We start from the raw sequence: 25,524 nt of genomic DNA on the forward strand, positions 1-25,524 counted from the left end.
GTGCCTCAGACGAGGTACCGCAGCATCGGGCTGTCCAGCGGAAGCGGCTCGACCGTCAGGGGTGACGCCTCGGCCCGCCCGAGCAGATCGTCGTACGACGACGGGTCACCCAGCTCGACGCCGACCATCGCCGGCCCGAACTCGCGGTTGTTCCGCTTCACGTATTCGAAGAAGGTGATGTCGTCATCCGGCCCGAGGATGTCCTGCAGGAAGCGGCGCAGCGCACCGGGCTCTTGCGGGAAGTCGACCAGGAAGTAGCGCTTCCGGCCCTCGTGCACCAGGGCACGCTCGATGACCTCGGCATACCGGCTGACGTCGTTGTTGCCACCGGACAGGATCGCGACCACCGTCGCGCCGGGTTCGATGCCGCGCCGATCGAGGTCCGCCATCGCCATCGCACCGGACGGCTCGGCGATGATGCCGTCGACCTGATAGAGCCGCAGCATCTCCTGGCAGATCGCACCCGCCTCGACCCCGACGACCTCGACCCCCGAGTCGCGGATGATCTCGAACGGCCGGTCGCCGACCTTGCGCACGGCGGTCCCGTCCGCGAACGTGTCGATCTCGCCGAGGTCCAGCGGCTGCCCCGCTTCCAGGGCCGCTCGCAGGCTGTCCGCACCGATCGACTCGACCGCGATCACCCGGCACCGATCGGCACCGAACTCGGCCGGCGCCTCGGCGAGCGCCAGCAGCGCACCCGCCAACAGGCCGCCGCCACCGACCGGCACCAGGAGTATGTCGGGAGCCCGACCGAGCTCCTCCAGAATCTCGCGCGTAACGGTGCCCTGTCCGGCGATCACCCGCGGGTCGTCGAACGCCGGCGCCAACGTCGCGCCGGTGCGGGACGCGTCCAGGATCGCGGCCTTGGACGCGTCGTCATACGTGTCGCCGTGCAGGATCAGCCGGACGCGTTCGCCACCGAATGACGCAACCCGGTCCCGCTTCTGCCGAGGAGTGTTGCGGGGCAAGTAGATTCGCGCGTCGACTCCCAGCTCGGCACACGCCAGCGCGACGCCCTGCGCATGGTTGCCGGCACTGGCACACACGATGCCCTGTGCGCGCTCCTCCTCGCTGAGCGCGCGGATCAGGTTGACCGCTCCGCGGATCTTGTAGGACCGCACCGGCTGGAGGTCCTCTCGTTTCAGCAGCACCTCCCCGTCGACCAGCCCGCCGAGCCGGTCGTTGCGCTGCAGCGGCGTGCGCACCGCGAAACCCTCGATGTCCCGCGCGGCCCGTGCCACGGCACCGGTCTCACGCAGCGGTCGCGGAGCCTCCTGCTCGCGCGGTGCGATGGCTGACACGCGGTCCCTTCCCGATCGTCGACACGTCCGTCTCAAATCTACGCACTGAGACGGATGGTGAGACGATGTCTCGCTGAGTGGACCGGCATCGTGAGCCTGCAGGGGTCAGTGCGGCCCGTCCGATGGACCCTGCTGGGCGACGAGCTCGGCGACGGCCTGCGGGATGGTCGTCTCGAAGTCGAGCAGCTTCGCCCAGTGCGGCGTCACCGTGATGACGGTCATCCGCTCGTAGAGCGCCCGCACCCCGGCCTCCCAGTCCGCCATCATCTCCGGAGGCATACCGCCACGACTGGCCTCGATGAAACCGTCCGGCACCCCCTCGACCGTCTCCATAGTGGCGATGCCGCGAAGGAGCAGGACACGCGGCGGCATACCGGCCGTGTCGATGGTGATCGCAACCCGCGGATCTGCCTGCAGCGCCTTCACTTTCGGCGCATTCGGCACGGTGTAGAGCTTGACCGTGCCGTCGGTCCACAGGAAGCCGATCGGTATGACGCGCGGCGCTCCGTCCAGGCCGGTGTAGGCGACGCGGGCGATCGCGCTCTGCAGCAACTGCTGGCTGTAGTCCCGACCGAGAACTTCGGCAAGCTCGGTGGCGTTCATGAGGTGCTCCTTGGCTCGGGGACGGTGCCTCGTTGCACCGTCGTCACACCAAGGGACGGCGCCGGCGCCGCGATCTCGACATCGTCGCCCGATCGATGCCGTGACAGAGACGTCCGCTCCGCAGCGCGATGAGGTCGCAATACAACTATGTTGTATTATTTATACAACGTAAATTTATACAACGTAGTTGTGTAACAAGGAGAACCAGTGCTACTGACCAAACACACCCACGCGTGCGTCCGCATCGACACCGGCGACGTGTCGGTCGTGGTCGACCCGGGCGCGTTCACGCCCGAGGCGAAGGCATCGCTCGACACTGCGGACGTCGTGCTGGTCACGCACGATCACTTCGACCATCTCGACGTCGGCGTCGTGTCCGCCGCGATGGCGGATCGGGCGGAGCTGCAGGTCTTCGGCCCGGCCTCGGCGGCCACGGCGTTGCTGGACGCGGGCGCGGACGCCGCGCGCATCCACGCCGTGGCCGGCGACGAACGCCTCGACATCGAGGGCGTCGAAGTGCGCGCTTTCGGGGCACCGCACGGCAGCATCCACGAGGGGATTCCGGTGCCGGAGAATCTCGGCTACCTGATCGGCGGCCGGGTCTTCCACCCCGGCGACTCGTATGCCGTGCCGGCGTTCTCGGTCGACACGTTGCTCGTGCCGACCAGCGGTCCGTGGACCAAGGTCGGCGAAGCGATCGACTTCGTCACAGCCGTCGCGCCCCGACAGACCGTGCCGATCCACGACGTCATGCTCAGTGAGATCGGTAGTCGTTCCATGACGATGTTCCTCGGGCCCGACGGGCTGACCCGCACCCCGTTGCATCACCTCGCGCCGGGCGAGGAGCTCTCGCTGTGAGCAGGCGCATCGAACCGTCGAACGCCGATCTCGAGCTGGCCGAACAGCTCCGAACTTCCATCGGCCGGCTGGTGCGTGCCACTCGCGCACAGGCGGACGCCATACCCCGAGCCCGCGCGGAGCTGCTCGGACGCCTCGACCGCGACGGACCGCAGACGATCGCCCGGCTCGCCGCCGGCCGTGGCGTGCGGCATCAGGCGATGAGCCGGGCGATCAAGGAGGTCGAGGCCCTCGGGCTGGTCGAGCGTGGACCCGACCCGAGCGACGCACGCGCCCAGCTCATCCGGATCACCGCGGCCGGCAGCACGGCGATCGCCTCCGACCGGGCGGCGCGCCGCGATCTGCTGTCCACCGCCATCCAGGAGCGGCTCGACGACACGGAAAGGCAAGTGCTGCAACAGGTCCCGCGCCTGCTGGACAAGCTGACCGGCCCGGCCTGAACGGGCCCGCCGCCGGTCAGTTGAGGCTGTCCCGCAGCCGCCGCACCCGGGTGAGGGCGATCTTGAAATGACCCGGATTCAGCCGGCCGCTGCGCACCGCCGCCGAGACGGCACTGACCGCGTCCTGACCCTGGCCGACGTCGCGGGCGGAGCAGAGCAGCACGTCCATGCCGGCCTCGGCCGACAGGACGGCACGCTCGCCCGTGGCGCCATACGGCGTGAGCGCACCGGCCTCCAGGGCGTCGGTGATGGTGACGCCGCCGAAGCGCTGGCGACCGCGCAACTCCCGCTCGACGAAGATCTTCGACAGGCCGGCCGGGTAGTCCGCGTCGATCGCCGGGTAGGTCGCCCAGGACGTCATCACCAGCTCGACACCGGCGTCGATCACCGGCCCGAACGCTGCCTCGTCGACGGTCCGGATCTCCGCGGCCGACTGGGTCAGCGTGACGACGCCGAGGTCGGTGTTCTCCGCGCGGGTCGCCCAGCCCAGACCGGGATAGTGCTTGGCCGTCGCGGCGACGCCGGTCGCCTGCTGCGCCCGCACGAACGCCGCCCCGAGTGCGCCGCAGACTGTCCAGTCGGAGCTGAAGGAGCGGCCGAACTGGTCGTCGAAGTTGCCTTCCTCGCGGTAGACGTCCTCGACCGGGGCGAGGTTGACGTTCATGCCGACCTGCTTGAGGATCAGGCCCGCACCGTTGCCGCCCTTGGTCGCCTCGGCGACCGGATCCGCAGCGGCACCCATCTGTTTCGCGGACAGCAGCGGCTCCTGGCCGCGCAGTCGTCGTACGACGCCACCCTCCTGATCGGTCGTCAGGATGAGCGGGGTCGCGCTCGTCGGGCTCTGTGCGTGCGCGGCGTTGAGTTCGCTGACGACGTCGGTGATCTGGTCCAGGCTGAGGATGTTCTCGCCGAAGAAGATCACGCCGCCGACCAGCCCGTCCTTGATCAGCTGCAGCAGCTCGTCGGACGGTGTCGCTCCCGGGTAGGAGAAGATGACCCGCTGCCCGACCTGCTGCTCCGTGGAGAGCTTGGCGAACCACGGCGGGTCGGCGAGCGCTGGCTGCGTCGACAGGGCGCCGAGGGCGAGGCCGCTGCCGATCACCCCTCCCGCGCGAAGAACGGTGCGTCGACTGATCGGAAACTGCTGAGCCATCACTGCCTCCAGGTCGTGCGGGCGCCAGGGGTGCGCCCGGACGTAAACGAGTATCGTCCTCCGGCGGCTCCTGCGGTGCTGTTTACCTCACGCGATCGAGGCCCTCGCGGACGTCTCGCACGAGTGCCTCGATCGCCGCCGGCACCGGCTCCTCGACGCACCGTCCGCCGAGCTCGACGACACCCTCCCCGTGCGGTGTCACCCGTATGACGCTGCGGCCCTGCCCGTGGATCACGGTCAGCGCCCGCCCGAGCCGATCGGCCAGGATCATCGACGCACTGCCGCACGCCTCGTCCTCACCCTTGTTGATCCGCGGCGCCCACAACCGGGCTCGGATGACGCCGGCCGGCTCGTCGATCCAGGCCCACACTTGGGTGAAGTCCTCCCCCGCCGGCAACTCGGTGAGCCCGTCGATCGTCTCCGGAGCAGCCAGCTGCAGGTGCCGCCACGGCTTGGACCAACTCGCCGGAGCAGTGACGTGGACCATCCCGGTGCCCGAGTCGCGCCGCGTGCGGACCTCACCCGCATTGGGCCGGAGTGAGGTAACGTCAACGCCCCATCGATGCAATGCCTCCACCGTCGCGAGCGTCGGATGACCGCCGAACTCGATCGGCAGCCCGTAGGAGCCGAAGATCCGGATCCGCGGTGCGACCCGATCGCCGCCATCGGCGATGAAAACCGTTGCAGGAACACCATTTTCGACCGCAACCCGCATTCGATCCTCATCGTTCCAGCCATCGCCGGCACACTCGCGTATGACGAGCGCCGGGTTGCCGCCGCCTCCGTCCTCCCCGACGAACGCCCGCATCAGCGCAATCACCGCACCGTCCTCCATCCGAATATCTCGATATCAAGACACTATCGGACGACGCGCAGCCGGGACCAGAGTCGCCGCCGGTTGACTCATTGGCCTGCGTCGTCCGGTGCGCGCAGCGCCCCGAGCGCGTGCAACTGCTGCAACAACGAGTCCGGGACCGCGGGAACGCCGACACGTTCACCGACGCCCGGCTCGCCGCGTGTCTGCACGTGCAGGCGTTCCATCCGCACGTCGAGGGAGGCTGCCGTCTCGGCCGCATCCTTGAGGTCGGCGAGCAGTTCCTCGGGCACCCGGGCGCGGTACTTGTAGTAGATCTTGTGCTCGAGGCTCGCCCAGAAGTCCATCGCCACCGTGCGGAGTTGGACCTCGACGGTGATGGGCAGGATCCGGTCCGACAGGTGCACCGGAACCTGGACGAGAAGATGCAGGCTGCGATAGCCGTTCGGCTTGGGCTCGGCGATGTAGTCCTTGGTCTCCACGACGTCGATGTCCGGCTGGTCTCCCAGCAGCTCGGCGATCCGATAGACGTCCGAGGTGAAACTGCAGGTGACCCGAATGCCGGCGATGTCGGTGATGGCTTCGCGGATCGCGTCGAAGGCGAGCGGGATGTCGCGGCTGCGCACCTTGTCCAGCAGGCTCTCCGGCGACTTCACCCGCGACGAGATGTGCTCGATCGGGTTGTAGTCGTGCAGGTTCGCGAACTCCTCGCGAAGGATGGACAGCTTGGTGGTGACCTCGTCGATCCCGAACTTGTACTCCAGCAGAAATCGGGTCAGTCGCTCCCGCAACTCGCGCAACACGGCCCAGTCCACCGGCTGGGCTTCCGGATCGGCCGACGCCTCGTCGCGGGCCGTGCGACGGATCGACTCCTCGGGTTCGAGCACCACCTCATCGTCTCACCGGAGCATGATCGGCGCTCTGGGCCGCCATACATTCGAACGGCCCACCTCATCGAGCCGATCCCGGCCCCGGTAGGACGTCGACGTCGCCGGCGTGCATCGGCTCGCCGCACCTGCTGCACCGTGCGTCGACCTCGGCGATCTCGCCGCACGCGTGGTGCCGGTACAGCACCGGTGGGCCCGCCTCCCCGGCCAGCCAGTGATCGCCCCAGCGCACCATGGCCATCAGCACATCGAGCAGTTCGGTGCCCCTTTCCGTGAGGTGGTACTCGTAGCGCGGGCGGGCGCCATACGGCCGGCGTTCGAGTACCTCGCACTCGACGAGGTGATGGAGGCGCTCGGTGAGGACCTTGCGGGAGATCGCCAGGTCGGCCTGCAGCTGATCGAACCGGCGGATGCCGACCCAGACGTCGCGCACGATGAGGGCCGACCAGGGCTCACCGATCACGTCCCATGTCCGGGCGATCGAACAGGCCATCTCTCCGAATTGGGTGCGCTGCATGAGCTCAATCTACCAATTGGGGTTCCCTTACGGAACTCAGCGCGGTAGCGTGCCGTCATAGTCTCCTCAAGAAACTCCGAAGGGAAACGACATGAGCAAGGTCCTCGCCGCGCTGGCCGTCTCGGTCGACGGCTACATCACCGGCAGCGATCCCCGACCCGGCCATGGTCTCGGCGACGGCGGCGTGCTGTTCGATTGGTATGGCGACGCAGCCAACGGCGCCACCTACCAGCAGCTCAGCGATCGCGTGGGCGCGGTGGTGACCGGGCGCACGACATACGACGACTGCGAGGGATTCGGCGGAGGCAGTCCGCACCCGACTGCTCCGATGGTCGTCGTCAGCCACCGCCCGCAGCCGACCGAGTATGCCGCCTCGCCGCGTCAGGTCTTCGCGGGCTCGATCGAGGAGGCTGTCGCCCGGGCGACCGAGCTCGCCGGCAGCAAGGACGTAGGCATCCAGGGCGGGGTCACCGCCACTGGGGCCCTCGAGGCCGGCCTGGTCGACGAGGTGATCCTGCATCAGGTGCCCGTCCTGCTCGGTGCCGGCCGGCCATTCTTCACGCAGCTGTCCCGGCAGATCCCACTCACGCTCATCGACGTCACATCTGGCGCCGGCGTCACCCACCTCCACTACCGGATCAACAAGTAAGGATTGCAACGATGCTCAGCAACGACCTTCGCTCCGTGCTCGACGGCACCCCGATCGCGCACCTGGCCACGACACTGCCCGACGGCTCGCCGCACTCGGTCCCGGTCTGGATCGCCACACTCGACGACCGGGTCGCGATGTCGAGCGAGTCGTGGGCCTGATCGAGGTCGACCATCACCGCATCGGGATGTGATCCCGGGTCAGCGGATGCGGGTGTTGTAACGTCAGCGATCGTTCCCGCCGTCCCGGCGGGCTCGGGTGGACCTGCCTGCCGTACGTCCGCCGCTGCCCCGGAGACCCCGCCGAGAATCGATGACCAGCGACACCGCCACCCCCGAGGACGCGATCGCCCAAGGCGATCCGGAGCTGCACCGGAAGCTGACGCCGCGTCACCTGAACATGATCGCCATCGGCGGCGCGATCGGCACCGGGCTGTTCGTGGCGTCCGGTGCAACGATCAGCGGCGCCGGCCCGGGCGGTGCTCTCGTGGCGTATGCCGCGATCGGCTTCATGGTCTACCTGCTCATGCAGAGCCTGGGCGAGATGGCGACCTACCTGCCGGTCGCCGACTCGTTTGAAACCTACGGAACCCGTTTCGTCTCACCATCATTCGGCTTCGCGCAGGGTTGGAACTATTGGTACAACTGGGCGATCACGGTGGCCGCCGAGCTGGTCGCGGCCGCACTCGTGATGGGCTATTGGTTCCCCGACGTACCGTCCTGGATCTGGTCGCTCGGGTTCCTGGCGATCCTCTTCCTGCTCAACGCGGTGTCGGTCAAGGCATTCGGCGAGAGCGAGTTCTGGTTCGCCTCGATCAAGGTCGTGGCCGTCGTGGCGTTCCTGGTCATCGGTGTGCTGATGATCTTCGGCATCCTCGGCGGCCACTCGCCCGGCTTCTCGAACTGGACCGACGGCCAGGCACCGTTCGTCGACGGATGGCAGGGCCTGCTGTCGATCTTCATGATCGCCGGTTTCTCGTTCCAGGGCACCGAGATGGTCGGCGTCGCCGCGGGTGAGGCGGAGGACCCGGAACGCACCATTCCCAAGGCGATTCGCTCGATCTTCTACCGCATCATGCTGTTCTACATCGGCGCGATCGCGATCATCGGCTTCCTGCTGTCGTATGCCGACCCGCGCCTGCTGAACGCCGACGAGTCGCACATCGCGGTGGCACCGTTCACGCTTGTCTTCGACAAGGCCGGCATCCTGGCGGCCGCGACGATCATGAATGCGGTCATCCTCACCGCCATACTCTCGGCCGGGAACTCGGGGATGTACGTGTCGAGCCGGATGCTCTTCGCGCTCGCCAAGTCCGGCAAGGCGCCACGCCTCTTCTCCCGTACGACGCGGCACGGCGTGCCGTTCGCGGCGGTCGTCGCGACGACGGCGATCGGCGCGCTGTGCTTCCTGACCTCACTCGTCGGCAGCGGCGGCGCCTACACCTGGTTGGTCAACGCATCAGGCCTGGCCGGTTTCATCACCTGGCTCGGAATCGCCTGGAGTCATTACAATTTTCGCCGCGCGTTCCTCGCACAAGGACACGACCTGTCCGAGTTGCCGTTCCGGGCACGGTGGTTCCCGCTCGGCCCGATCGTGGCGTTCGTGATGTGCGCGGTCGTCATCGTGGGCCAGAACTACGAGTCGTGGCTGACCGGCACTCCGGACATCAAGGGCATCCTCACGGCATACATCGGGCTGCCGTTCTTCCTGGCGCTGTGGTGGGGGCACAAGCTCGTCGTCAAGCCGAAGCGGACCCCGCTCGAGCAGGCCGACCTGACCCGGCCGCATCACAGCTCGAGCGCGAACCAGCTTGACTGAAGGCGGCTAGCCTTGTCGCCCATGAGCCCTGAGTCCTCCGACCAGCCCGTCGACATCGAGATCCGCGACGAGAGCATCCGCCTCGGGCAGCTGCTCAAACTCGCGAACCTGGTCGACGACGGTGCGATGGCACGTGAGGTCATCAACGCGGGTGAGGTCACCGTCAACGGAGAAGTGGACACCCGCCGCGGTCGACAGGTCCGCCCCGGGGATGTCGTCGCATTCGCCGGCCAGCAGGTACGGGTGGCGGCGGGAGCCTGACGGCTTCAGTCGGTGGACGTGCCGCGGTCGGCGATCATCTCGATCTCGACCCGCGCGCCGAGCGGCAGTCCGGCGACGGCGACCGTCGTCCGCGCCGGGCGCGGCTGCGTGAAGTATGACGAGTAGGCCTCGTTCATCTCGGCGAAGTCGTCCATGTCGGTCAGGTAGATGTTGCACTTGACCGCGTCGTCGGACGAGAGTCCCGCCTCGTCGAGCACCTGCATCAGGTTGTCCATGCAGCGACGGGTCTGCGCGATGATCCCACCATCGACGACCGTGTCGCTGTCCGGCGCCACCGGACTCTGGCCCGACAGGAAGACGAGCTGCCCGGTGTCGATGCCGGGCGAGTAGGGCCCGATCGAAACACCGTGCTCCGAACCGACAGCCTTGCGCGGCATACCGAACTCCGATCCGCTTGTGCGAGTGGGGTGTTCATCGTTGCAGACGAACCTCTTCAGACAACCGGCTCGACATCGATCCGACGGATGGGTCCATGGACGTGCGGGAACCGCTCGGGCTCGCCCCTCGAACCGGGCTCGTAGCGCGTCTCCGCTTCGAGCCGAGTGGGATCGAGCCGAAGCGTGACGAGGTCGGCGTCCTGCGGGAAGAACGCTGCCCGGACACCGGCGAGCTGGCTCTCATCGCAGCAATGGACGAAACCTTCCGGTCCGGGCGTCGCCACAACGGTGTCGTCGCGCACCCGCTGCCACTCGTCGGCGGTGAGCAAGTAGTAGATCACGACTGCAGATTACGGCTTCGCCCGTGGTTCGCTCGCGACGCCATGGCGCGGACCGAAGCGGTCACTCGCGGCGGATTTCGCCGTCCGGTGTCTGGACGACGATGTCTCCTTCTTCGACCGCTGCCCACAGCTCCTTACTGACCCGGACTCGCTTGGTCGTGCCGTCGGTTTGCCGAATCTTGAGCCTGCGGTACATGTTCGAGCCATCCATCAGTCCGCGGCGCTTGCTCACCACGGTGCCTCTCCACGAGTCGTTCATCGACTCACCTCCTGTCGTGACGAACGAAGGACGCGACGCCCACGGCGCCGATCCACAACATGTTCAGTCCTTCGATACTGGCAGTACTTCCCCAACCGTTGGCCGCACAGAAGGGCCGCGATCAAACAGCGCCCGTCGGCGTAGGAGATGCCGTCGAGCGACGACGGAGCTCAGTGGAACCAGCGGAGCGGGACGGTGTCGGCCATTACCTCGTCACCGAGATCGTTGGGGTGCAGGCTGTCGGCGGTCTGGCACTGGGGTGCGCCCGTGGCGTTGTAGCTCGCGTTGAAGTATCCGGGGTCGTAGGGGCTGGCCGTGGCTCGGTCGAAGTCGATGACGCCGTCGAAGGCGTGGCTGGTCCGGATCCAGTGGTTCACCTCCAGCCGCACCGCTTCACCCTGGGGCGTGCCGTAGACGTGGCCGTAGCGGCAGTTCGAGCCGAGGAAAGGTGTGAGCGTTCCGCCGTAGATCTTGACGCCGCGCGCGTGCGCCATACGAATCAATTGGCGGTAGCCGCTCTCCAGTTGGGCGGCGGTGACGGGATCCGTGTCGCTCTGGCCGATGTCGTTGATGCCCTCCAGCAGGATCACTGCCTTGACCCCGGGCTGCGACAGCACGTCGCGCTGGAAGCGGTGCAAGGCGCTCTCTCCGCTGCCACCGGAGTCGTTCAGCACCCGGTTTCCGCTGACGCCGGCATCCACGACGGCGGGTGCGTGATCTCCGACTGTCGCGTCGAGGCGCCGGGAGAGGTAGTTCGGCCAACGGGCTTCGGAATCGACCTCGGAGTGCCCGACGTCCGTGATCGAGTCGCCGAAGGCGACGACGGTGCCGCCCGAGGCACGGTTGTGTACGTCGAGACCGTCCACGAAGTACCAGGACGAGGTCTGGGTCGTGTAGTCGCTGCCCGTCGAGTCGCCGGCATGGTCGCCGGACGCGACGTAGTTGGTCTCCCACGCGAGCGGATGACCGGTGGCGGGGCCGGTGGGACCTGCGAGGTACAGGTCGACGGCCAGCTTCGAGAGGCGTGGCACTCGTATGGCGATCGGGTCGCTCACGACCTCCTTGCCGACGGGAATCGTGACCGACGATTGCCCGTCGAAGGTCACGGAGCGGCTCGTACCGGGGGCCAGCTGGGCGCCGTCCAGCACGACACCGACACTGGTGGCATCCACCTGAACCGGCTGGCTACCGAACGTGTTGCTCAGCCGCACGCGGACCTGGTCACCGCCGACACTGCTGTAGATGACGTTGCGCACCGTCTGGTCGTTGAACGCGGTGGAACCCACCACCGGGCTGGCTGCCCAGCTGGCCACCCACCCGTGATCCGGTCGCGCCGGACCCGCAGGGTGGCTCGGCGACGCCCACGCACGAAGGCCGGGCGAGATCGTGAAGAGAGCAAGGATCAGGGCCGCCACGCCGACCACCACGGTGGCCCGGTTCATGGTTCGTTGACGTGTTCTCACGATGACCTCCTGGGGACATGCGCATGCGTCGGAGATGGTGATGGAATCGGCCGCACAGCTCAGGACAGCGCGCGTCCGCCGCTCGTTACGAATCTCGATGCCGCGTCGCGCAACACCTGAAAGGGACGCTAGCCAGTTCCCCTGGACCAAGGACGCTTCGGCGGCGCTGGCTCGACGAGCGGTCGCCGGCAGGCGATGAACGGCGGATGTCCTGCCGCTACGAGCAGCGCGGCGGCGCGGTCGCTTGAAGCCGGGCTACTTCGGCAGGTGGGCCGGACCGGACGCAGTCACGAACTGTCGGATCTGTATGGCGTGAGCGGTGGTGTGACCCACCAGGCTCGTCACGATCGACGAGTACGGCCTGCTGGCGTAGCGATGAGCGCGCGGAACGGGCGTTGCGGCCTTCTCGTCGGTCAGGTCGACCAACGTGTCGTGGACGCGCCGACGGCAATAGTCGGCGTACTCGCCGATCTCGGTCTGCGACCACGGCTCGGGCAAGGTGGAAAATGTCTGCCAATGCGGGTTGCCGGCGAACGGAGCCGGTGGGGCCCAGGCGTCCAGCTCGGCAGTGAGGTCGTAGTCGAGGACCTCCAGGGCGTGCCACGCCATACTCCACGGCGTCGACCATTTCTGGACCAGCGCCTCGCGTTGCGCCGGGTCTGCGACCGGGTTGCCGTTCACATCACGTGTCTCCACGACGATCTCGGCCGGATCGACCCACCACATGGGCATCCGCCAGAACTCGTCCGGACAGTCCCGCACCACCTGGGCCAACAGCTCCAGCGCCTCATCGAGGCTCTGCCGGACGCTCACGCCCCACACCGAAGACATGGGGTCCAGGCTATGACCGCGAACCGCCCTCAGCGACGACGTGACTTGGCCAGCGCGGGCGGATGTTGAGGTGCAGCGAACATGCCTCGCGATCAGCCTTGTATTGTCGCAGGTCGCGGCGATTGACCGCTGGTGTGACAAGTAGGAATGGCGACTCGGGGGTGCCGGCCCGGGGTTAGAAGGTCCAGCCTTGATCACTGGTTATCTGGACCAGGGTGAGGCAGTCGATCTCCATGGCTTCGAAACCGTGGGCTTTTTCGGGTTGCGAGCCGCCTTGTGTTCTTCTGTCACCACGGCCCCGGTGAGCGTGATCGCCAACACAATCACAAACGGATCAGTGTGGAGATCCTGAAGGACCAGCGGCGTCGTTCGGTGGGTTGTGAGCCGGCTCCCTTGCGGCAGTACGTGCGTTATGCCGCCTGTTGATCCTGGCGTGTCGCCGGGTCGATTCGCCGGTTGAGCCACGCGCCATACCGACGCAGGGCCCTGCGCTGCATGCGCTGGTCGGCGACCATTGCGGTTTCTGGTCGTGTCCTCAGGCGGGGCTCTTTGCCGGCGGCGAGGCGGCGCATCTGGTGGCGCACGAGAGACATGCCTGCCAGGGACGCCAGGGGCTTGTTCGACCAGGTGACTGGACGCAGCGTCCTGGTCGCTTCTTGCCCGTCTTGCCATCGCTGTGGCAGGTCCGGGTTGACCGCCAGCCCTGTGGCCATGCCGACGACCGCCACATGGTGATCGAGCACCCGGCGTGCGGTGTCGAGCCGTGAGATGCCTCCGGTCAGCATCAGCGGCACTGAACTGGTGTGGGCCAGGTCGGCGGCGAGGTCCAGGAAGTATGCCTCGCGTGCGCTCGTGCGGGAGTCGGCGGGACGCCCCGACATCGCAGGGCTCTCGTAGCTGCCGCCGGACAGTTCGACCAGGTCGACACCGAGGGGGGCCAGCAGCTCGATCACCGCGCGAGCGTCACCGGCGTCGAACCCGCCACGCTGGAAATCGGCGGAGTTGAGCTTGACCGCGACACCGAAACCGGCTGTGACCTCGGCGCGTATACCTCGAACGATCTCCAGCAGCATTCTCGCGCGATGCTCCAGGGACCCGCCCCAGCCGTCGGTGCGATTGTTGACCAACGGCGAAAGGAACTGGGACAGCAGGTAGCCGTGCGCGGCATGCACCTCGACCCCGTCGAAACCGGCCTCCTCCGCCCGGCGAGCAGTCGTCACGAATCGGGCGATCGTGTCGGTGATCTGGTCTTGCGTCATCGCCGTCGGTCGCGCGAACCGCTTCGACAGGCGTGGACCGACGTCGACGGGTATGTCGGACGGGCCCCAGGTGACACCGGGCATGTGCGCCTGGACCTGACGCCCCGGGTGGCTGATCTGCATCCACATTGAAGCGCCGTCGGCCTTACCTGCCTGCGCCCAACGGCGGAACGGCTCCAGTGGTGCGTGTTCGTCCAGCACGACACCTCCAGGGCCGGTCAGCGCCTCGGCGTGAACCATCACGTTTCCGGTGATGAGCATGCCCGCACCACCGGCACCCCACCGGCGGTACAACGAGATCAGTTGCTCGTCTGGGAGCTGGCCCGGCCCCGCCATACCCTCCTCCATCGCGGCCTTCGCGACCCGATTACGCAGCAGCAGCCCGGACCGAAGCCGCAGCTCGGAGAAGACGTCGGCCGGTGTCTCGGTGGCCATAGGAGAAACCCTCCATCAGATGTGAGCATTGATAACTACGAAAGTAGAAGGTAATGTAACCATTGTCAACATTTGCGGATAGATACGGTGCGGACATGGTTGAAAAGGCAACATCGAGCTACCACCACGGGGACCTGCCGGCCACGATGGTGCGCTCCGCGATGGACATGCTCGACGAGGACGGCAGGGCGGAGTTGTCTGTTCGCGCTGTCGCCCGCAGGGCCGGCGTGTCGAGTGCGGCGCCGTACCGGCACTTCCCGGACCGGCTCTCGTTGCTGTCGGCGATCGCGGCCGTCGGGTACCAGGAATTGATGACTGACCTCGCCTCCAGGCATCCGGAGCCGGGCACTGCCGACGAGCTCGCGGAACTTGCTGTCGGCTATGTGGAGTTCGCCCTGGCCCGTCCCGGCCTGTTCCGGGTGATGTTCGCCGAAGGCTGCGACCGCACCAGTGCGGACCGGGTCGCCGCGGTGGAAGCCATCCACGCTTACCTGGGCCAGGCCGTCGGGCGGATCTTTGACACCGACGACTCGGCTGCGTTGGCGACAGGTCTGTGGTCCGTCGTCCATGGCCTGGCCTTCTTGCACCTGGACGGGAAGCTGGACACCGCGTCAGACATCGACGTCAAGGAACGAGTGCGCCAGACGATCACGGCACTCGTGTCGGCCCGGCTTGCCTAGCCGGGGTCGGCGGCCAGCCAGTGCCGTGATCGCGTGCGAGGACGACCGGTCATTTCACGCCGGGCAGCCGCTTGAGTACCCGCAGGCCGCGGGTGACGATGCGGGCATACCGGGCAGGATCCCAACCGTCTGGTACCCCGACGGGCAATACCCGTTCGACGGCGATCGTCTGGGATTCGGTGTATTTGAGGATCCCGTGTTCACCGTGCCGACGCCCTAACCCGGATGCCTTCATTCCGCCCATCGGCGCATCGACTGATCCCCATGCCGGCGCGTAGGCGTCATTCACGTTCACTGTCCCGGCCTCGAGCTGCGCCGCGACGCGACGACCACGTCGGGTGTCCGAGGTCCAGACACTGAAGTTGAGTCCGTACTCGCTGGCGTTGGCCTCTCGGATTGCCTCGGCCTCGTCTGCCACCCGGTACAGGGACACCACGGGGCCGAACGTTTCGTGCGCGAAGACCTCCATGCTGTCGTCGACGTTCGTGAGGATGGTGGGCTCGTAGAAGTACGGGCCCAGGTCGGGGCGTGGTCGGCCACCAGCAAGAACCGCCGCGCCCTTGCTGACGGCGTCATCGACGTGACGAGCCACCGTCTGAAGCTGCTTGTCGGAGATGAGCGAACCCATCTGTGCGGAGTAGTCGATCGCCGCGGAGAGGTGCAATGCCTTGGTCGCCGCCGCGAACTGCCGGGTGAAACGGTCCCAGATCACATCGGGGACGTAGATGCGCTCCATCGAGATGCACAGTTGGCCGGTGTTGGAAAAGCATGCTCGTACCGATCCGGCGACGGCCTTGTCGAGGTCGGCGTCGTCGAGCACGAGCAGCGCGTTCTTGCCGCCGAGTTCCATCGAACAGTCGATGAGGTTCTCACCGGCTTGTGCTGCGACCGTGCGGCCGACGGCGGTCGAACCGGTAAACATCAGGAAGTCGGAGCTTTCGATGATCGACGACCCCAGTTCGGCGCCGGAGCCGGTGACGACTTCGACCAGGCCCTTCGGCATGCCGGCCGCCTCCAACAGCTCCACCGCCCACAGCGCACCGTATGGTGTTTGCGCGTCGGGCTTGGTCAGGACCGCGTTGCCGGCGACGAGGGCGGGCAACGCATCACTGATACCGAGGGTGAGCGGGTAGTTCCAGGGAGAGATGACGCCGACCAACCCCTTGGGGTGGTGCAGCTCCCATACCTGTGTGAGCACCGGTTGGGCACCTTGGCGACGTTTGGGCGCGAGATAGTCCTTCGCGGTGTGTGCGTAGTAGCGGGCGTTGAGGCACACGTCCATGATTTCTTCGAATGCGTGCCGGCGCGCCTTACCGTTTTCGAGCTGGATGAGGTCGAGCACCTCGTCCTGGCGTTGGAGGATCAGGTCGTGGAATCGCAGCAGTACCGCGGCACGCTCTTCTACTGGCCGCTCGGCCCATGCAACCTGGACCTTCCTGGCCCGCTCGGCGGCTGCCCGGACGTCGTCGGGGGTGCAGCGCGGGACCACCCCGAGCGTTTGGCCGGTCATGGCATTGGTGACTTCGACCTGCTTGTCCGGGTCCGTGGCGCGCACCCGCGCCGAGAGGGCCTGCAGGTGGCCTCGGTCGACGTGTGGGCTCACCCGGTGCGCCGCGCGGGCGATCGGTGTCGATGTGGTCATGGTGGTCTCCTTCAATCAGCGACGCGTAGAACGATCTTTCCGATGTGTTGGCCGGACTCCATGAGGCGATGAGCCTGGCCGGCCTCGGTCAGCGGGAATTCGGCATGCACCAACGGGTGGCAGCGGCTCGCCGCCATGGCGGGCCAGATCTTGTCTTCCAGCTCCCGGGCGATGGACGCCTTTTCGGCCGCAGTGCGTGAGCGCATGGTGGAGCCGGTGATGACGGCCCGTTTGAGCGCCAACTGCAACAGGTTGAGCCCGTCACCCACTTCACCGCCGAGATACCCGATGGTCAGCAGCCGCCCCCGTTTACCGAGCGCTTCGACGTTGCGCGACAGGTAATCACCGCCGACGATGTCGAGGATGAGATCGACACCGGCCCCTTCGGTCCAGTCGGCGACTGCCTGCACGAAATCTTCGACGCGGTAGTCCACCACTCGCTCCGCGCCGAGTCGTAGTGCCGCGTCGCACTTTTCGCGGCCGCCGTCGGTTGCCATCGTTCGCAGGCCGAGTTCACTGCCCAGCATCAGGGCGGTCGAGCCGATCCCACTGGTCCCGCCGTGGACCAGGAGCCGATCACCGGGGCGTGCCCCGCCCATGTCGAAGACGTTGGCCCACACGGTGAAGAACGTTTCCGGTATGGCGGCTGCCTGGATGTCGGTGACTCCGTCCGGGGTGTGCAGTGCCTGTGACGCTGGTACGACGCAGTATTCGGCGTAGCCGCCACCTTCTGTCAGACCGCACACTCGTTCTCCGACGCGGAAGTAGGTGACGTCCGAGCCGACCGACACGACCTCACCGGCCACCTCGAGCCCCGGGATCGGGTTGACGCCGGGTGGCATCGGGTACTCGCCCCGGCGCTGCATGACATCCGGGCGGTTCACCCCTGCGGCGCTGACACGGACGAGGATCTCTCCGGGGCTCGGAGACGGCACGGCGGTGCGTCGCAGTTGGAGGACTTCGGGCCCTCCGGGCTCGCTGATCGCCACCTGGGCCATCGTGGTCGTCATGGGCTGTCCTTCCTCGTGGTCCGGGCCAGTTCGTTCAGATGCGTCCGCAGCCGCGTCATGGTCCGGGTGTTCTCCTGGCGAATCGGCGCCATCACGATCGGGTGGAGCCAGCGCAAGACACCGCAGGTGGTGATGGTTCCGGTGCGTTCGATGAGTGAGCCGTCGTCGGTGGCGACCACGTCGTACGTGATCGCGATGGTCAGGTGCCGCCGAGATGTGCTTTGCAGAAAGGAGATTCGCCGGTCAGGCACCCGTTCTGTGACCGTCCCGGTCAGGGAGCCGAAGCCGGTGTGGTCGACGTAGTCCTGTGCCGATCGCGTGCCGGTTCGGGCCGATGTCGCGCGGTACGCGAGCGACTTGGGCAACCAGTCGGAGTAGCCCGCCAGGTCCGCCAGGACGACGAAGGCTTGATGCGCGGTCGCGTTCGTCCGGACACTGGCCCGGCTGGTGCTGGTGCGTGGCCGGCCTTGGGTGCTCATCGCATGGCGCGGGCAGCAGCGCGCAAGACAAGTCGACGCGGCAATGCGCCGACCAGGGTGGCGGTAGCGGCGTTCAGCCGGCCAGAGACGACGCTCGGGCGCGGATGGCTCGTGTCGAGTTCGTGCAACGCAGTGCGGACCACCTGCGCGGGTGTCTGGAAACGGCCGACCGCCGCGTCCTCGGTCCCGACAACATCGAAAAACTCTGTCCTGGTGGGTCCTGGGCTCAAGGCCAGCACTCGTAGCCCGCTGCTCTTGGCCTCGTGGCCGATAGCCTCGGTCAACGACAGCACGTCGGCCTTCGACGCGGCGTAGGCGGCCATCCTGGGCGTGGGTTGGTAGGCGGCGGTGCTCGCAATATTGATCAGGACCCCGCGGCCCGAGCGCATAAGTTGCGGTAGAAGTGCTCGGGTCAGGTCCGTGAGCGTGGCCACGTTGACTGCGATCATGTCGTGCAGTTGCTGCGGCTCTGCGGTGACCAGGTCGCCCGACATGCCGAAGCCGGCGCTGTTGACCAAAGAGTCCACCTGAAGGCCCCGATCAGCCAGTTGGGCTGTCAGAGAAGATGCTGCGCGCGGCGTTGACAGGTCCGCTTCGACGACCGTGGTGTGCACGCCGTGCGTGGCCGAGAGCTGCTCTGCAAGCTCGGCCAGTCGATGCTTGCGCCGCGCCACCAACACAACATCGGCGCCCCGGCGCGCAAGCTGCGTCGCGAACTCCGCGCCCAGCCCCGAACTGGCGCCGGTGATGAGTGTCGTGGTGCCACGGTATGCAACAGGTCGCAACCTACGAGACACGCCCACTCCTCTCTTGGCGTTGTGTGCTCGGCGCTGCCGGGTGGAGCGCCGTCATGGTGGCGCCCCACCCGGTCACGTTGATCAGCTCGTGAACGGCTCCCCGCCACCGTTGAGTGCGGTGTGCAGGAAGTCGATCGCCAGCTTGCGGGCGACATTTGCGGCCTTGGTGTCGCGCAGGCTGTCCAGCAGCAGGAAGTCGTGGACCATGCCGGCGACGCGCACCGAGGTGACGTCGACGCCTGCTTCGCGCAGCTTGTTGGCGTACTGCTCGCCCTCGTCACGCAGCACGTCGGCCTCGTCGGTGATCACCAGGGTGGTCGGCAGCCCCTTGAGCTCATCGAGGGTCGCCTGCAGCGGGGAGGCGTACTTCTCGGCCCGCTTTGCCGGGTCGGTGGTGTAGGCGTTCCAGAACCACTTCATCCCGTCACGGGTCAGGTAGTAGCCGTCGGCGAACTGGATGTATGACGGGGTGTCGAAGTCGGCGTTGGTCACCGGGTAGAGCAGTGCTTGTGCCTTGAGGTCCAGGCCGCCACGGTCCTTGTTCATCAACGCGAAGACAGCCGACATGCACCCACCGACGGATTCGCCGGTGACCGCCAGACGCGAGGTGTCGATGCCGTGCTCCGCGCCGTGCTCGGCCACCCACTGGCCGACGGCGTAGTTCTGCTCGACCTGGGTGGGGTACCCCTTTTCCGGTGCCCGGTCGTAGACCGGGAAGATACCGGTCGCGCCGGCACCGACGGTCAGTTCGCGGAACAGCCGGTCGTGGGTGTGCTCGTCGCCGAACACCCAGCCGGCGCCGTGGATGTAGAACAGGCCGGGCAGTGCACCGGTGGCGCCCTTGGGCCGGATGATGCGGGTGCGGACGGTGCCCCATTCGCCGGCGTCGACATCGACCCACTCCTCGTCGACGTCCGGGCGGGGCACGGACTGATCGCTCTGCAGGTCGGCCAGGATCTTGCGGCCCTGCTCCGGTGGGACCTCGTAGATGCGCGGGTGCGGCGCGGTTGCCTCGGAAAGGTCCTTGGCCGCCGGCTCCAGGTAGGGCGTGATGGGTGCGGGAATCTCGGACATCGTGTTGCTCCTTCGTGGGATGGGTGAGGTAGCGCTCAGGGATGAGGCGCCGGTCAGTCAGACGCGGCCGGAGCTTGCAGTTCGGTGATGAGTCGCCGCGCGAGTTGCTCTGAGGACTGGGGGTTTTGGCCGGTGTAGAGGTTGCGGTCGACGACCACGTGGGGACGTAGTGGTAGGCCCTTGGAGTAGTCGGCGCCGGCTTCCTTGAGCCGGTCTTCCAGCAGCCATTTGGCCTTCCAGGCGAACTTGTTGAGGCGTTCTTCGCGGTTGGACAGGCCGGTCATGTGGTAGCCCTGGAACGGCCAGCTGCCGTCCGGGTTTTTCGCGGCCAGGGAGGCTGCGGGTGCGTGGCACAGCAGCGCCAGCGGACGGCCGGACGCCAGGCGTTTGGTGAGCAGCGCGCCGGAGACCTCGTCGACCGCCAGGTCCTCCATCGGGCCGTGGCCGCCGGAGTAGAAGACCAGGTCGAAGTCGCCGGGATCCATGTCGGACAGGTTCGCCGGATGGTCCAGCACCGGCTGTAACCGTTCCACCTCGGCAGCGACCTTCTTGGTCTTGGACGGCAGGCCGCCTGAGATACCGAGGCTGAGCTTGTCGATCACCGGCTGCTTACCCTCGGGGGTTGCGACCGTGACGTCGAAACCGGCGTCGACGAAGAGCTGGTAGGGGACGGCGAATTCCTCGGCCCACACGCCGGTCGGGTGCAGCGTGCCGTCGTTCAAGGTCCAGTGACGTGCCGCCGAGAGCACCATCAGTACAGATGTCATGACTCAATCTCGTTTCGCCGCAGGGAGTCTCATCGCGTGGGAAACGACACGGGCACGGGGATGTGGAGGGCGTTCTGGCACTCGGTGAACACGTCCAACCGCAGCGGTCGCTTGGGCTTGAGGGATCGGATGTCGTCGCTCAACCTCCCCGATCCCAGCTCAAGGCCCACGTCCTTGGGCAGCAGGTCGCTGCCGAAGACCAGGTTGTTGGTCTGGCTGAGCGTCTGGTTCCACCCGCCGTTCAGTTCGGTGTATGACGTGAGAGTCGACACGCTCTCCCCGCTGGCGACCTTCTTCTGCTTCGGGGTCGCCACCGACAAGGCAATGTCGGTGCCCCCGTCGTCGTTGGCGACCCGGCCCGTGGCGCGACGTGCGTCGATGTCGACGTCAATGTCGGTGACCCACTTGGGGAACCCGTAACCGTCGTGCCCGCGCACCTGGGCGATCTCGGTGTTCACTGGAAGGGAGAGCACGTAGGTGTACAGGTGGTCGTTCCCCAAGGCGGCCAGCAAGTCGACGGGCGGGAGGTTGCCGTGTCGCACTTCCTTGACCGCGATCCCGACGGTGGCCTCGGTGTAGAAGTCGATGTCGCACACGTCGTAGCGGAAGAAGATGACGGAGAACAGCCCGAGTCCGGGCGCGACGGTCAGCGGGTCCAGAGCGTCCGGCAGCCGGCTACGCAGCGCCTTGGTCGGTGCGACGAAGCTGATCTGCGCCTTCGACATGGCGTAGTAGAAGTTCGGCGTGCTCGTGGTTCCGATCGCCGACTCGACCTTCGTCTTCGGCAGCGTGCGGAAGAAGTCGACGGTGCTGACCCGCGGGTCGGCCTCCACGACATCCAGATCGGTGTCCATGCGGTACCGGGCAAAGAGCCCGTCGGCCGGCACGCTCACCTTCCTGCTGCCGAGCTCCACCTCAACAGTTTGTGTATCCGTCATCATCCATGCCCTTCTCGCGATGGCCGGCAGGGTCTCTCCCACAGGCAATGTAATCAGTGCTAACATTAAGTATATCGAAGTACGGCGCGCCGCGGAATGCCGCAGCGACTCAGCCTTTCCCGTGCTCGGCCCGCAGGGCGGCGACGCCTGAGCGGTACGTGGTGGTCTCGAAGCCGGGGAAGGCTTGCTTGAACTTGTCGGACACGAAGATCGTGTCGACGGCATACCGCGGCAGGAGTGCCCGGAACTCGCGAGCACCCTTGTTGACGAGACTGCCCACGAAAAACGCGGGCTTGGACATCACCGCATAGTCGGCATCGCGACCCCACTCCTCCGAACACAGCTGCACGAGCTGCGCGTAGGTCGGGTGATCGTCGGCACACGGCAGATGCCACGTCTGACCGAATGCCGAGGGAGTGTTGCCGATCAACGCCATCCCCCGGCTGGCGTCCGGGGTCCAGATCAACGTCCTTCGGGTGTCGTCCCGCAACGGAACCCGTGCCTTCTTGCCCTCGGCCAACCTGTCGAAGACCAGCGTGTTCGTCAGGCTCTGCGTCTTGCCCGGGCCGTAGAACTCCGGCGCGCGACAGATGGCAGCCTGGACCCGACCGGCATCCATCGCCTCCAGCAGCATGGTCGCGATCCGCGCGCGAGTGACCGCCTTGCTGCCCACCGGCTCGAACGGTGTCTGCTCGGTCTGTGGCTGGCTGGTCATCGGGTACATGTAGGTGTTGTCGAAGAACACCAGCTTGGTCCCGTGCTTGGCGCAGGCGGCGATCGCGTTCTGCATCATCACCGGGAACTGCTCCGCCCAGAGCTTGGCGTCGGGCGGCAGCCCAACGGTGAAGTACGCCACGTCGCTGCCGGCCACGGCGGCCTCGGTCGCTTCGGGGTCCATCAGGTTCGCTGCCACCAGATCGTCGGAATCGTGCAGACGCTTCGGACTCCGACTGACCAGCCGTAGCTCACTCGTGTAGCTGCGGTGCAGCTCGTGGGCCAGCTCCGACCCGATCTGTCCGTTCGCGCCCAGAATCGTCTGCACGGCTTGGTCCTCTCGATTGCACGATGCTCGCCCTTGGAGCCGAGGCACACGCACACTGCGCCGATTGCCCCTGGCCCGTTCGCACCGAGCCCTCAAGATCGAGCATGTTAACGGTGCTCGCATTACGGTACGAGGCAATGTATGCAGTGTCAACACTGGGTTGGGCAGTGACGGGTGCCGCTCGCCCGGAGCCGGCCGCGGCCCTTGTTGTCGATGCCCGCATCGACGCCGTGGAGGACACGGCCGGACGCAGAGTCGCTCGTCTCTCATTCGGGACCCCACCTCTCATTCCGGATGCGTAATCGATCGGTCGTGTCGACCGTAAGGCGAGACGTAGGGTGTTCACCATGGTCACGAGCGACTCGGATGAGGTAGATCACGACACGCGATCGCGCGAGATTGCGATCGTGCAGTACCCGGATTGCCAACTCGCGGCCGTCTACGGCCTGACCGACGTCTTTCGCATAGCGACTGAGCAGATGGCACTTGCGGGGCGGTCGAACGAGCACATCCGGGTGAGTCACTGGGTGTGGTCCGAGGAGGCCGTCACATGCAGCTATGACTCACACCCTGGGACACCGCACAAGCCTTCGCACGTGCTGTTCCCGCCCAGCTTGATACCTCCCGAGCGGATGAGCACCGTTCGGACGCTGCGCGATTGGGCACTTGAGCAGCGCTATAACGGTGCCACGCTCTGCGCACTGTGCGCCGGCGTCTTCGTTCTGGCCGAGACGGGGGTGCTGGAACGCCGGCACGCGACAACGCATTGGGCCTTCGTCGACGAGTTCAAGAAGCGATTCCCGGGCGTGCTTCTCGACGCCGAGCAGATGGTGATCGACGAAGGGGACGTCGTCACCGCGGCCGGGATCATGGCGTGGCTCGACCTGGGGTTGTCAATCGTCGAGTCGATGCTGGGGCCGAGCATCATGCTGCGTACGGCGAAATTCATGATCGCCGACGCCCCACGGTCCCAACAGCTTCCCTACATCGAATTGCTGCCCTCGACCGAGCATCACGACGAAGTGGTGCGGCTCGCGCAACAAACACTCGATCTGGAGTTGGCCTCGGCGCCGTCCCTCGCCCACCTCGCGAACGTGACAGCCACGCATCCCAGAACATTGCAGCGACGATTCCTGCAGGCGACCGGGCTCTCGATCACCCAGTACGTGCAACACCTGCGCATCGAACGCGCCACGTACGCTCTTGCCACGACACAAGATTCATTCGAGAAGATTGCTCACTCGGTGGGGTACGACGACCCGACCACCCTTCGCCGGCTCATTCGGCGCGAGACCGGCATCAGCCCGGCCGAACACCGGCGCAAGTTCGGCACCGCCAGCGCAGGCAGTAGTAAGTAACGCCCCCACGAACCATAACGAAATCCGCATCTTTCGGCCTCATCCATAGCATTTTGTTTATGACTCATACTGGACTCGATTTGTCGAGATGCAGCGAAGTTTGAACGCAATGCGCGGTGAAAGCTGCCGGATTCGGCCGCCCGAAGGAGGGTCGCACCGTCTCTCTGTACGACGCCCCTGGCCCGGAGAAGATGTCCGGTCGGTTCCTACGGGTCCGGCCTCGGCACGCCCAGGCCAGACCGCGTCCTGTCGTGCGGGTTCACCGTTGGTGGCAGATCTATCGTGACGCGGTCGCGTGCAGGAATGTGGTGAGCACGTTCGCAAGTTGTTCGGGGTTGTTTTCGGCGACGTGGTGGGTGCTGTCGAGAGCGGCGGTGTGTAGGGGCGCGTTGACCCAGGACCCCCAAATCTCGGGAAGGTTTCCGAAGAGTTCGTGAGTGTCGTCGTGGATGGACCAGGCGACCAAGGTGGGGCACTGGATGCGGTGACCGGCAGCGCGGTCTTGGCGATCGTGTTCGGCGTCGATGGTCAGCCCGGCGCGGTAATCCTCCAACATGGCCCGCACGGTGTTCGGGTCATGCAGTGCGGCGGAGACGTAGGCGAAGTTTTCCTCGCCCATCGCGGCACGCTTGGCATCGTCCAACCCGTACCAGGCATCGACGTCGGCGTTGATGACTCGCTCGGCGTGCGGGCTACCCGCGAAGAAGAACCAGTGCCACCACTCGGTCGCGAATCGTGCGCTGACCCGCTCGACGGCCACGTCGCGCGGCACACCATCGATGACCGCGAGGGCAGTCACCCGGTCGGGGAAATCTAGAGCGGCACGGTAGGCGACACCTTCGCCGCGATCATGCCCCACGATCGTGAAGCGATCATGCCCCAGCATGGTCATCAATGCCGCGACGTCGCCGGCCATGGCACGGTTGCTATGCGCGGCATGTTCTTGATCAGGTTCGGGGGCGCTGGATCGCCCGTACCCGCGCAAGTCCGGGCAAACCACGGTGAATCCCGCGGCCATCAACAGTGGTGCCACCACGTGCCAGGTGGTGTGCGCTCTGGGATGACCATGCAACAACACCACCGCCGGACCATGCCCACCCGAGCGGCCATGCACACTCACTCCGGTCGGCAGCCGATGGTCCCACTCATCAAAACCCTCGAAAAACATGATCGCCACTCAACCAGGACGCTCCGACACTGACTGTTGTCTCGAGTGACGATCGTCCATCGGAACGGCGCTGTGACACTTTGCTCGTGGATCGTCATATCTACCTCGCGGTCGTGTTCGCAGCGATCGCGGCGATAGGTGCGGAGGTCCTGTGCCGCGTCGTCCTCGACCTCGGCGACGGAGTGACGCCTCTGGTCGTGGTCCCGGCAGCCCTCGGGGTGTACTGGACTACTGCTTTGCTCCTGCGTCGCCATGAGTGACAGAGCCCGCGACCGCGGCCGG

General features: G+C 66.5%; 30 protein-coding genes. 9 read left to right on the plus strand and 21 right to left on the minus strand.

Annotated features, from left to right (window positions below; genetic code table 11):
* Positions 1 to 5: 5 nt before the first annotated feature.
* Together ilvA and ACZ50J_RS21215 are read right to left on the minus strand one after the other, a co-directional pair.
* Entirely contained in the window at positions 6 to 1,301 is a 1,296-nt protein-coding gene (ilvA, locus tag ACZ50J_RS21210; protein ID WP_464299141.1) for a threonine ammonia-lyase IlvA, read from the minus strand.
* Between the two features lie 105 nt (positions 1,302 to 1,406).
* A complete protein-coding gene (locus tag ACZ50J_RS21215) occupies positions 1,407 to 1,904 on the minus strand; it encodes a pyridoxamine 5'-phosphate oxidase family protein (protein WP_464299142.1) in 498 nt (165 codons plus the stop codon).
* Between the two features lie 207 nt (positions 1,905 to 2,111).
* Here ACZ50J_RS21215 and ACZ50J_RS21220 point away from each other — a divergent pair, with 207 nt between their 5' ends.
* Positions 2,112 to 2,762, plus strand: a complete 651-nt coding sequence (locus tag ACZ50J_RS21220) for an MBL fold metallo-hydrolase (protein WP_464299143.1) — start codon at positions 2,112 to 2,114, stop codon at positions 2,760 to 2,762.
* Positions 2,759 to 3,202, plus strand: coding sequence for a MarR family winged helix-turn-helix transcriptional regulator (locus ACZ50J_RS21225; protein ID WP_464299144.1), 444 nt, complete (start codon positions 2,759 to 2,761; stop codon positions 3,200 to 3,202). Before ACZ50J_RS21220 ends, ACZ50J_RS21225 begins: the two co-directional genes overlap by 4 nt.
* Before the next feature lie 16 nt (positions 3,203 to 3,218).
* Here the strand turns inward: ACZ50J_RS21225 and ACZ50J_RS21230 are convergent, their stop codons facing one another.
* From ACZ50J_RS21230 to ACZ50J_RS21245, 4 genes are all read right to left on the minus strand, one after another.
* On the minus strand, positions 3,219 to 4,355 hold the full coding sequence (locus ACZ50J_RS21230) for a glycoside hydrolase family 3 N-terminal domain-containing protein (RefSeq protein WP_464299145.1): 1,137 nt from the start codon (positions 4,353 to 4,355) through the stop codon (positions 3,219 to 3,221).
* Positions 4,356 to 4,437: 82 nt separating this feature from the next.
* Positions 4,438 to 5,190 (minus strand): PhzF family phenazine biosynthesis protein, encoded by a 753-nt coding sequence (locus ACZ50J_RS21235; protein ID WP_464299146.1) that lies wholly within the window; start codon positions 5,188 to 5,190, stop codon positions 4,438 to 4,440.
* A gap of 68 nt (positions 5,191 to 5,258) precedes the next feature.
* Positions 5,259 to 5,984 carry a GTP pyrophosphokinase gene (locus ACZ50J_RS21240; RefSeq protein WP_464301380.1) on the minus strand — a complete coding sequence of 242 codons (726 nt, stop codon included), beginning with the start codon at positions 5,982 to 5,984 and terminating at the stop codon, positions 5,259 to 5,261.
* 136 nt (positions 5,985 to 6,120) lie between these two features.
* Entirely contained in the window at positions 6,121 to 6,573 is a 453-nt protein-coding gene (locus ACZ50J_RS21245; protein WP_464299147.1) for a winged helix-turn-helix transcriptional regulator, read from the minus strand.
* Between the two features lie 91 nt (positions 6,574 to 6,664).
* Here ACZ50J_RS21245 and ACZ50J_RS21250 point away from each other — a divergent pair, with 91 nt between their 5' ends.
* The 4 genes from ACZ50J_RS21250 to ACZ50J_RS21265 all read left to right on the plus strand — a co-directional run bounded on the left by ACZ50J_RS21250 (position 6,665) and on the right by ACZ50J_RS21265 (position 9,301).
* Positions 6,665 to 7,222, plus strand: coding sequence for a dihydrofolate reductase family protein (locus tag ACZ50J_RS21250; protein ID WP_464299148.1), 558 nt, complete (start codon positions 6,665 to 6,667; stop codon positions 7,220 to 7,222).
* A gap of 11 nt (positions 7,223 to 7,233) precedes the next feature.
* Positions 7,234 to 7,383, plus strand: a complete 150-nt coding sequence (locus tag ACZ50J_RS21255; protein ID WP_464299149.1) for a hypothetical protein — start codon at positions 7,234 to 7,236, stop codon at positions 7,381 to 7,383.
* Positions 7,384 to 7,534: 151 nt separating this feature from the next.
* Positions 7,535 to 9,040: an amino acid permease gene (locus ACZ50J_RS21260; RefSeq protein ID WP_464299150.1), complete on the plus strand. Its 1,506-nt coding sequence runs from the start codon at positions 7,535 to 7,537 to the stop codon at positions 9,038 to 9,040.
* Between the two features lie 21 nt (positions 9,041 to 9,061).
* Positions 9,062 to 9,301 carry an RNA-binding S4 domain-containing protein gene (locus ACZ50J_RS21265; protein WP_464299151.1) on the plus strand — a complete coding sequence of 80 codons (240 nt, stop codon included), beginning with the start codon at positions 9,062 to 9,064 and terminating at the stop codon, positions 9,299 to 9,301.
* Positions 9,302 to 9,306: 5 nt separating this feature from the next.
* Here the strand turns inward: ACZ50J_RS21265 and ACZ50J_RS21270 are convergent, their stop codons facing one another.
* From ACZ50J_RS21270 to ACZ50J_RS21295, 6 genes are all read right to left on the minus strand, one after another.
* Complete coding sequence (locus ACZ50J_RS21270; protein ID WP_464299152.1) at positions 9,307 to 9,699, minus strand: Rid family detoxifying hydrolase; 393 nt, start codon at positions 9,697 to 9,699, stop codon at positions 9,307 to 9,309.
* A gap of 56 nt (positions 9,700 to 9,755) precedes the next feature.
* The gene (locus tag ACZ50J_RS21275) at positions 9,756 to 10,040 is read right to left on the minus strand and encodes a DUF952 domain-containing protein (protein WP_464299153.1); all 285 of its coding nucleotides are present in this window, start codon (positions 10,038 to 10,040) and stop codon (positions 9,756 to 9,758) included.
* A gap of 61 nt (positions 10,041 to 10,101) precedes the next feature.
* Positions 10,102 to 10,299, minus strand: a complete 198-nt coding sequence (locus tag ACZ50J_RS21280) for a DUF7489 domain-containing protein (RefSeq protein ID WP_464299154.1) — start codon at positions 10,297 to 10,299, stop codon at positions 10,102 to 10,104.
* A gap of 170 nt (positions 10,300 to 10,469) precedes the next feature.
* A complete protein-coding gene (locus ACZ50J_RS21285; protein ID WP_464299155.1) occupies positions 10,470 to 11,762 on the minus strand; it encodes an SGNH/GDSL hydrolase family protein in 1,293 nt (430 codons plus the stop codon).
* Positions 11,763 to 12,017: 255 nt separating this feature from the next.
* Positions 12,018 to 12,593: a hypothetical protein gene (locus tag ACZ50J_RS21290; protein WP_464299156.1), complete on the minus strand. Its 576-nt coding sequence runs from the start codon at positions 12,591 to 12,593 to the stop codon at positions 12,018 to 12,020.
* A 410-nt stretch (positions 12,594 to 13,003) separates the two neighbouring features.
* Positions 13,004 to 14,287, minus strand: a complete 1,284-nt coding sequence (locus tag ACZ50J_RS21295) for an NADH:flavin oxidoreductase/NADH oxidase family protein (RefSeq protein ID WP_464299157.1) — start codon at positions 14,285 to 14,287, stop codon at positions 13,004 to 13,006.
* Positions 14,288 to 14,382: 95 nt separating this feature from the next.
* Between ACZ50J_RS21295 and ACZ50J_RS21300 the strand changes: the two genes are divergently transcribed.
* Positions 14,383 to 14,967, plus strand: a complete 585-nt coding sequence (locus ACZ50J_RS21300) for a TetR/AcrR family transcriptional regulator (protein ID WP_464299158.1) — start codon at positions 14,383 to 14,385, stop codon at positions 14,965 to 14,967.
* A 49-nt stretch (positions 14,968 to 15,016) separates the two neighbouring features.
* On the opposite strand, the gene ACZ50J_RS21305 is transcribed toward ACZ50J_RS21300, so the two are convergent.
* The 8 genes from ACZ50J_RS21305 to ACZ50J_RS21340 form a co-directional block, all read right to left on the minus strand.
* On the minus strand, positions 15,017 to 16,609 hold the full coding sequence (locus tag ACZ50J_RS21305) for a succinic semialdehyde dehydrogenase (RefSeq protein ID WP_464299159.1): 1,593 nt from the start codon (positions 16,607 to 16,609) through the stop codon (positions 15,017 to 15,019).
* 11 nt (positions 16,610 to 16,620) lie between these two features.
* A complete protein-coding gene (locus ACZ50J_RS21310; RefSeq protein WP_464299160.1) occupies positions 16,621 to 17,619 on the minus strand; it encodes an NAD(P)H-quinone oxidoreductase in 999 nt (332 codons plus the stop codon).
* Positions 17,616 to 18,098 (minus strand): SRPBCC family protein, encoded by a 483-nt coding sequence (locus tag ACZ50J_RS21315; RefSeq protein ID WP_464299161.1) that lies wholly within the window; start codon positions 18,096 to 18,098, stop codon positions 17,616 to 17,618. Before ACZ50J_RS21315 ends, ACZ50J_RS21310 begins: the two co-directional genes overlap by 4 nt.
* Entirely contained in the window at positions 18,095 to 18,895 is an 801-nt protein-coding gene (locus ACZ50J_RS21320; RefSeq protein ID WP_464299162.1) for an SDR family NAD(P)-dependent oxidoreductase, read from the minus strand. Before ACZ50J_RS21320 ends, ACZ50J_RS21315 begins: the two co-directional genes overlap by 4 nt.
* An 81-nt stretch (positions 18,896 to 18,976) precedes the next feature.
* The gene (locus ACZ50J_RS21325; protein WP_464299163.1) at positions 18,977 to 19,969 is read right to left on the minus strand and encodes an alpha/beta hydrolase; all 993 of its coding nucleotides are present in this window, start codon (positions 19,967 to 19,969) and stop codon (positions 18,977 to 18,979) included.
* Between the two features lie 53 nt (positions 19,970 to 20,022).
* A complete protein-coding gene (locus ACZ50J_RS21330) occupies positions 20,023 to 20,736 on the minus strand; it encodes a type 1 glutamine amidotransferase domain-containing protein (RefSeq protein ID WP_464299164.1) in 714 nt (237 codons plus the stop codon).
* Between the two features lie 29 nt (positions 20,737 to 20,765).
* Positions 20,766 to 21,674 (minus strand): acetoacetate decarboxylase family protein, encoded by a 909-nt coding sequence (locus ACZ50J_RS21335; RefSeq protein WP_464299165.1) that lies wholly within the window; start codon positions 21,672 to 21,674, stop codon positions 20,766 to 20,768.
* Positions 21,675 to 21,783: 109 nt separating this feature from the next.
* Entirely contained in the window at positions 21,784 to 22,716 is a 933-nt protein-coding gene (locus ACZ50J_RS21340) for an NAD-dependent epimerase/dehydratase family protein (protein ID WP_464299166.1), read from the minus strand.
* A 632-nt stretch (positions 22,717 to 23,348) separates the two neighbouring features.
* Between ACZ50J_RS21340 and ACZ50J_RS21345 the strand changes: the two genes are divergently transcribed.
* Positions 23,349 to 24,074, plus strand: a complete 726-nt coding sequence (locus ACZ50J_RS21345) for a GlxA family transcriptional regulator (RefSeq protein ID WP_464299167.1) — start codon at positions 23,349 to 23,351, stop codon at positions 24,072 to 24,074.
* Positions 24,075 to 24,351: 277 nt separating this feature from the next.
* Here ACZ50J_RS21345 and ACZ50J_RS21350 read toward each other — a convergent pair whose 3' ends face one another.
* A complete protein-coding gene (locus ACZ50J_RS21350) occupies positions 24,352 to 25,242 on the minus strand; it encodes an alpha/beta fold hydrolase (RefSeq protein WP_464299168.1) in 891 nt (296 codons plus the stop codon).
* 86 nt (positions 25,243 to 25,328) lie between these two features.
* On the opposite strand from ACZ50J_RS21350, the gene ACZ50J_RS21355 reads away from it, so the two are divergent.
* Positions 25,329 to 25,502 carry a hypothetical protein gene (locus ACZ50J_RS21355; protein WP_464299169.1) on the plus strand — a complete coding sequence of 58 codons (174 nt, stop codon included), beginning with the start codon at positions 25,329 to 25,331 and terminating at the stop codon, positions 25,500 to 25,502.
* Positions 25,503 to 25,524: the final 22 nt, after the last annotated feature.

This window comes from Flexivirga sp. G2 (assembly GCF_055397625.1).

Bases quoted from the DNA above. Each gene is read 5' to 3' on its own strand.
- ACZ50J_RS21215 (WP_464299142.1), bottom strand. From the start codon at position 1,904: ATGAACGCCACCGAGCTTGCCGAAGTTCTCGGTCGGGACTACAGCCAG.
- ACZ50J_RS21230 (WP_464299145.1), bottom strand. From the start codon at position 4,355: ATGGCTCAGCAGTTTCCGATCAGTCGACGCACCGTTCTTCGCGCGGGA.
- ACZ50J_RS21235 (WP_464299146.1), bottom strand. From the start codon at position 5,190: ATGGAGGACGGTGCGGTGATTGCGCTGATGCGGGCGTTCGTCGGGGAG.
- ACZ50J_RS21245 (WP_464299147.1), bottom strand. From the start codon at position 6,573: ATGCAGCGCACCCAATTCGGAGAGATGGCCTGTTCGATCGCCCGGACA.
- ACZ50J_RS21250 (WP_464299148.1), top strand. From the start codon at position 6,665: ATGAGCAAGGTCCTCGCCGCGCTGGCCGTCTCGGTCGACGGCTACATC.
- ACZ50J_RS21255 (WP_464299149.1), top strand. From the start codon at position 7,234: ATGCTCAGCAACGACCTTCGCTCCGTGCTCGACGGCACCCCGATCGCG.
- ACZ50J_RS21260 (WP_464299150.1), top strand. From the start codon at position 7,535: ATGACCAGCGACACCGCCACCCCCGAGGACGCGATCGCCCAAGGCGAT.
- ACZ50J_RS21265 (WP_464299151.1), top strand. From the start codon at position 9,062: ATGAGCCCTGAGTCCTCCGACCAGCCCGTCGACATCGAGATCCGCGAC.
- ACZ50J_RS21270 (WP_464299152.1), bottom strand. From the start codon at position 9,699: ATGCCGCGCAAGGCTGTCGGTTCGGAGCACGGTGTTTCGATCGGGCCC.
- ACZ50J_RS21280 (WP_464299154.1), bottom strand. From the start codon at position 10,299: ATGAACGACTCGTGGAGAGGCACCGTGGTGAGCAAGCGCCGCGGACTG.
- ACZ50J_RS21290 (WP_464299156.1), bottom strand. From the start codon at position 12,593: ATGTCTTCGGTGTGGGGCGTGAGCGTCCGGCAGAGCCTCGATGAGGCG.
- ACZ50J_RS21295 (WP_464299157.1), bottom strand. From the start codon at position 14,287: ATGGCCACCGAGACACCGGCCGACGTCTTCTCCGAGCTGCGGCTTCGG.
- ACZ50J_RS21300 (WP_464299158.1), top strand. From the start codon at position 14,383: ATGGTTGAAAAGGCAACATCGAGCTACCACCACGGGGACCTGCCGGCC.
- ACZ50J_RS21305 (WP_464299159.1), bottom strand. From the start codon at position 16,609: ATGACCACATCGACACCGATCGCCCGCGCGGCGCACCGGGTGAGCCCA.
- ACZ50J_RS21310 (WP_464299160.1), bottom strand. From the start codon at position 17,619: ATGACGACCACGATGGCCCAGGTGGCGATCAGCGAGCCCGGAGGGCCC.
- ACZ50J_RS21315 (WP_464299161.1), bottom strand. From the start codon at position 18,098: ATGAGCACCCAAGGCCGGCCACGCACCAGCACCAGCCGGGCCAGTGTC.
- ACZ50J_RS21325 (WP_464299163.1), bottom strand. From the start codon at position 19,969: ATGTCCGAGATTCCCGCACCCATCACGCCCTACCTGGAGCCGGCGGCC.
- ACZ50J_RS21330 (WP_464299164.1), bottom strand. From the start codon at position 20,736: ATGACATCTGTACTGATGGTGCTCTCGGCGGCACGTCACTGGACCTTG.
- ACZ50J_RS21335 (WP_464299165.1), bottom strand. From the start codon at position 21,674: ATGACGGATACACAAACTGTTGAGGTGGAGCTCGGCAGCAGGAAGGTG.
- ACZ50J_RS21345 (WP_464299167.1), top strand. From the start codon at position 23,349: ATGAGCACCGTTCGGACGCTGCGCGATTGGGCACTTGAGCAGCGCTAT.
- ACZ50J_RS21350 (WP_464299168.1), bottom strand. From the start codon at position 25,242: ATGTTTTTCGAGGGTTTTGATGAGTGGGACCATCGGCTGCCGACCGGA.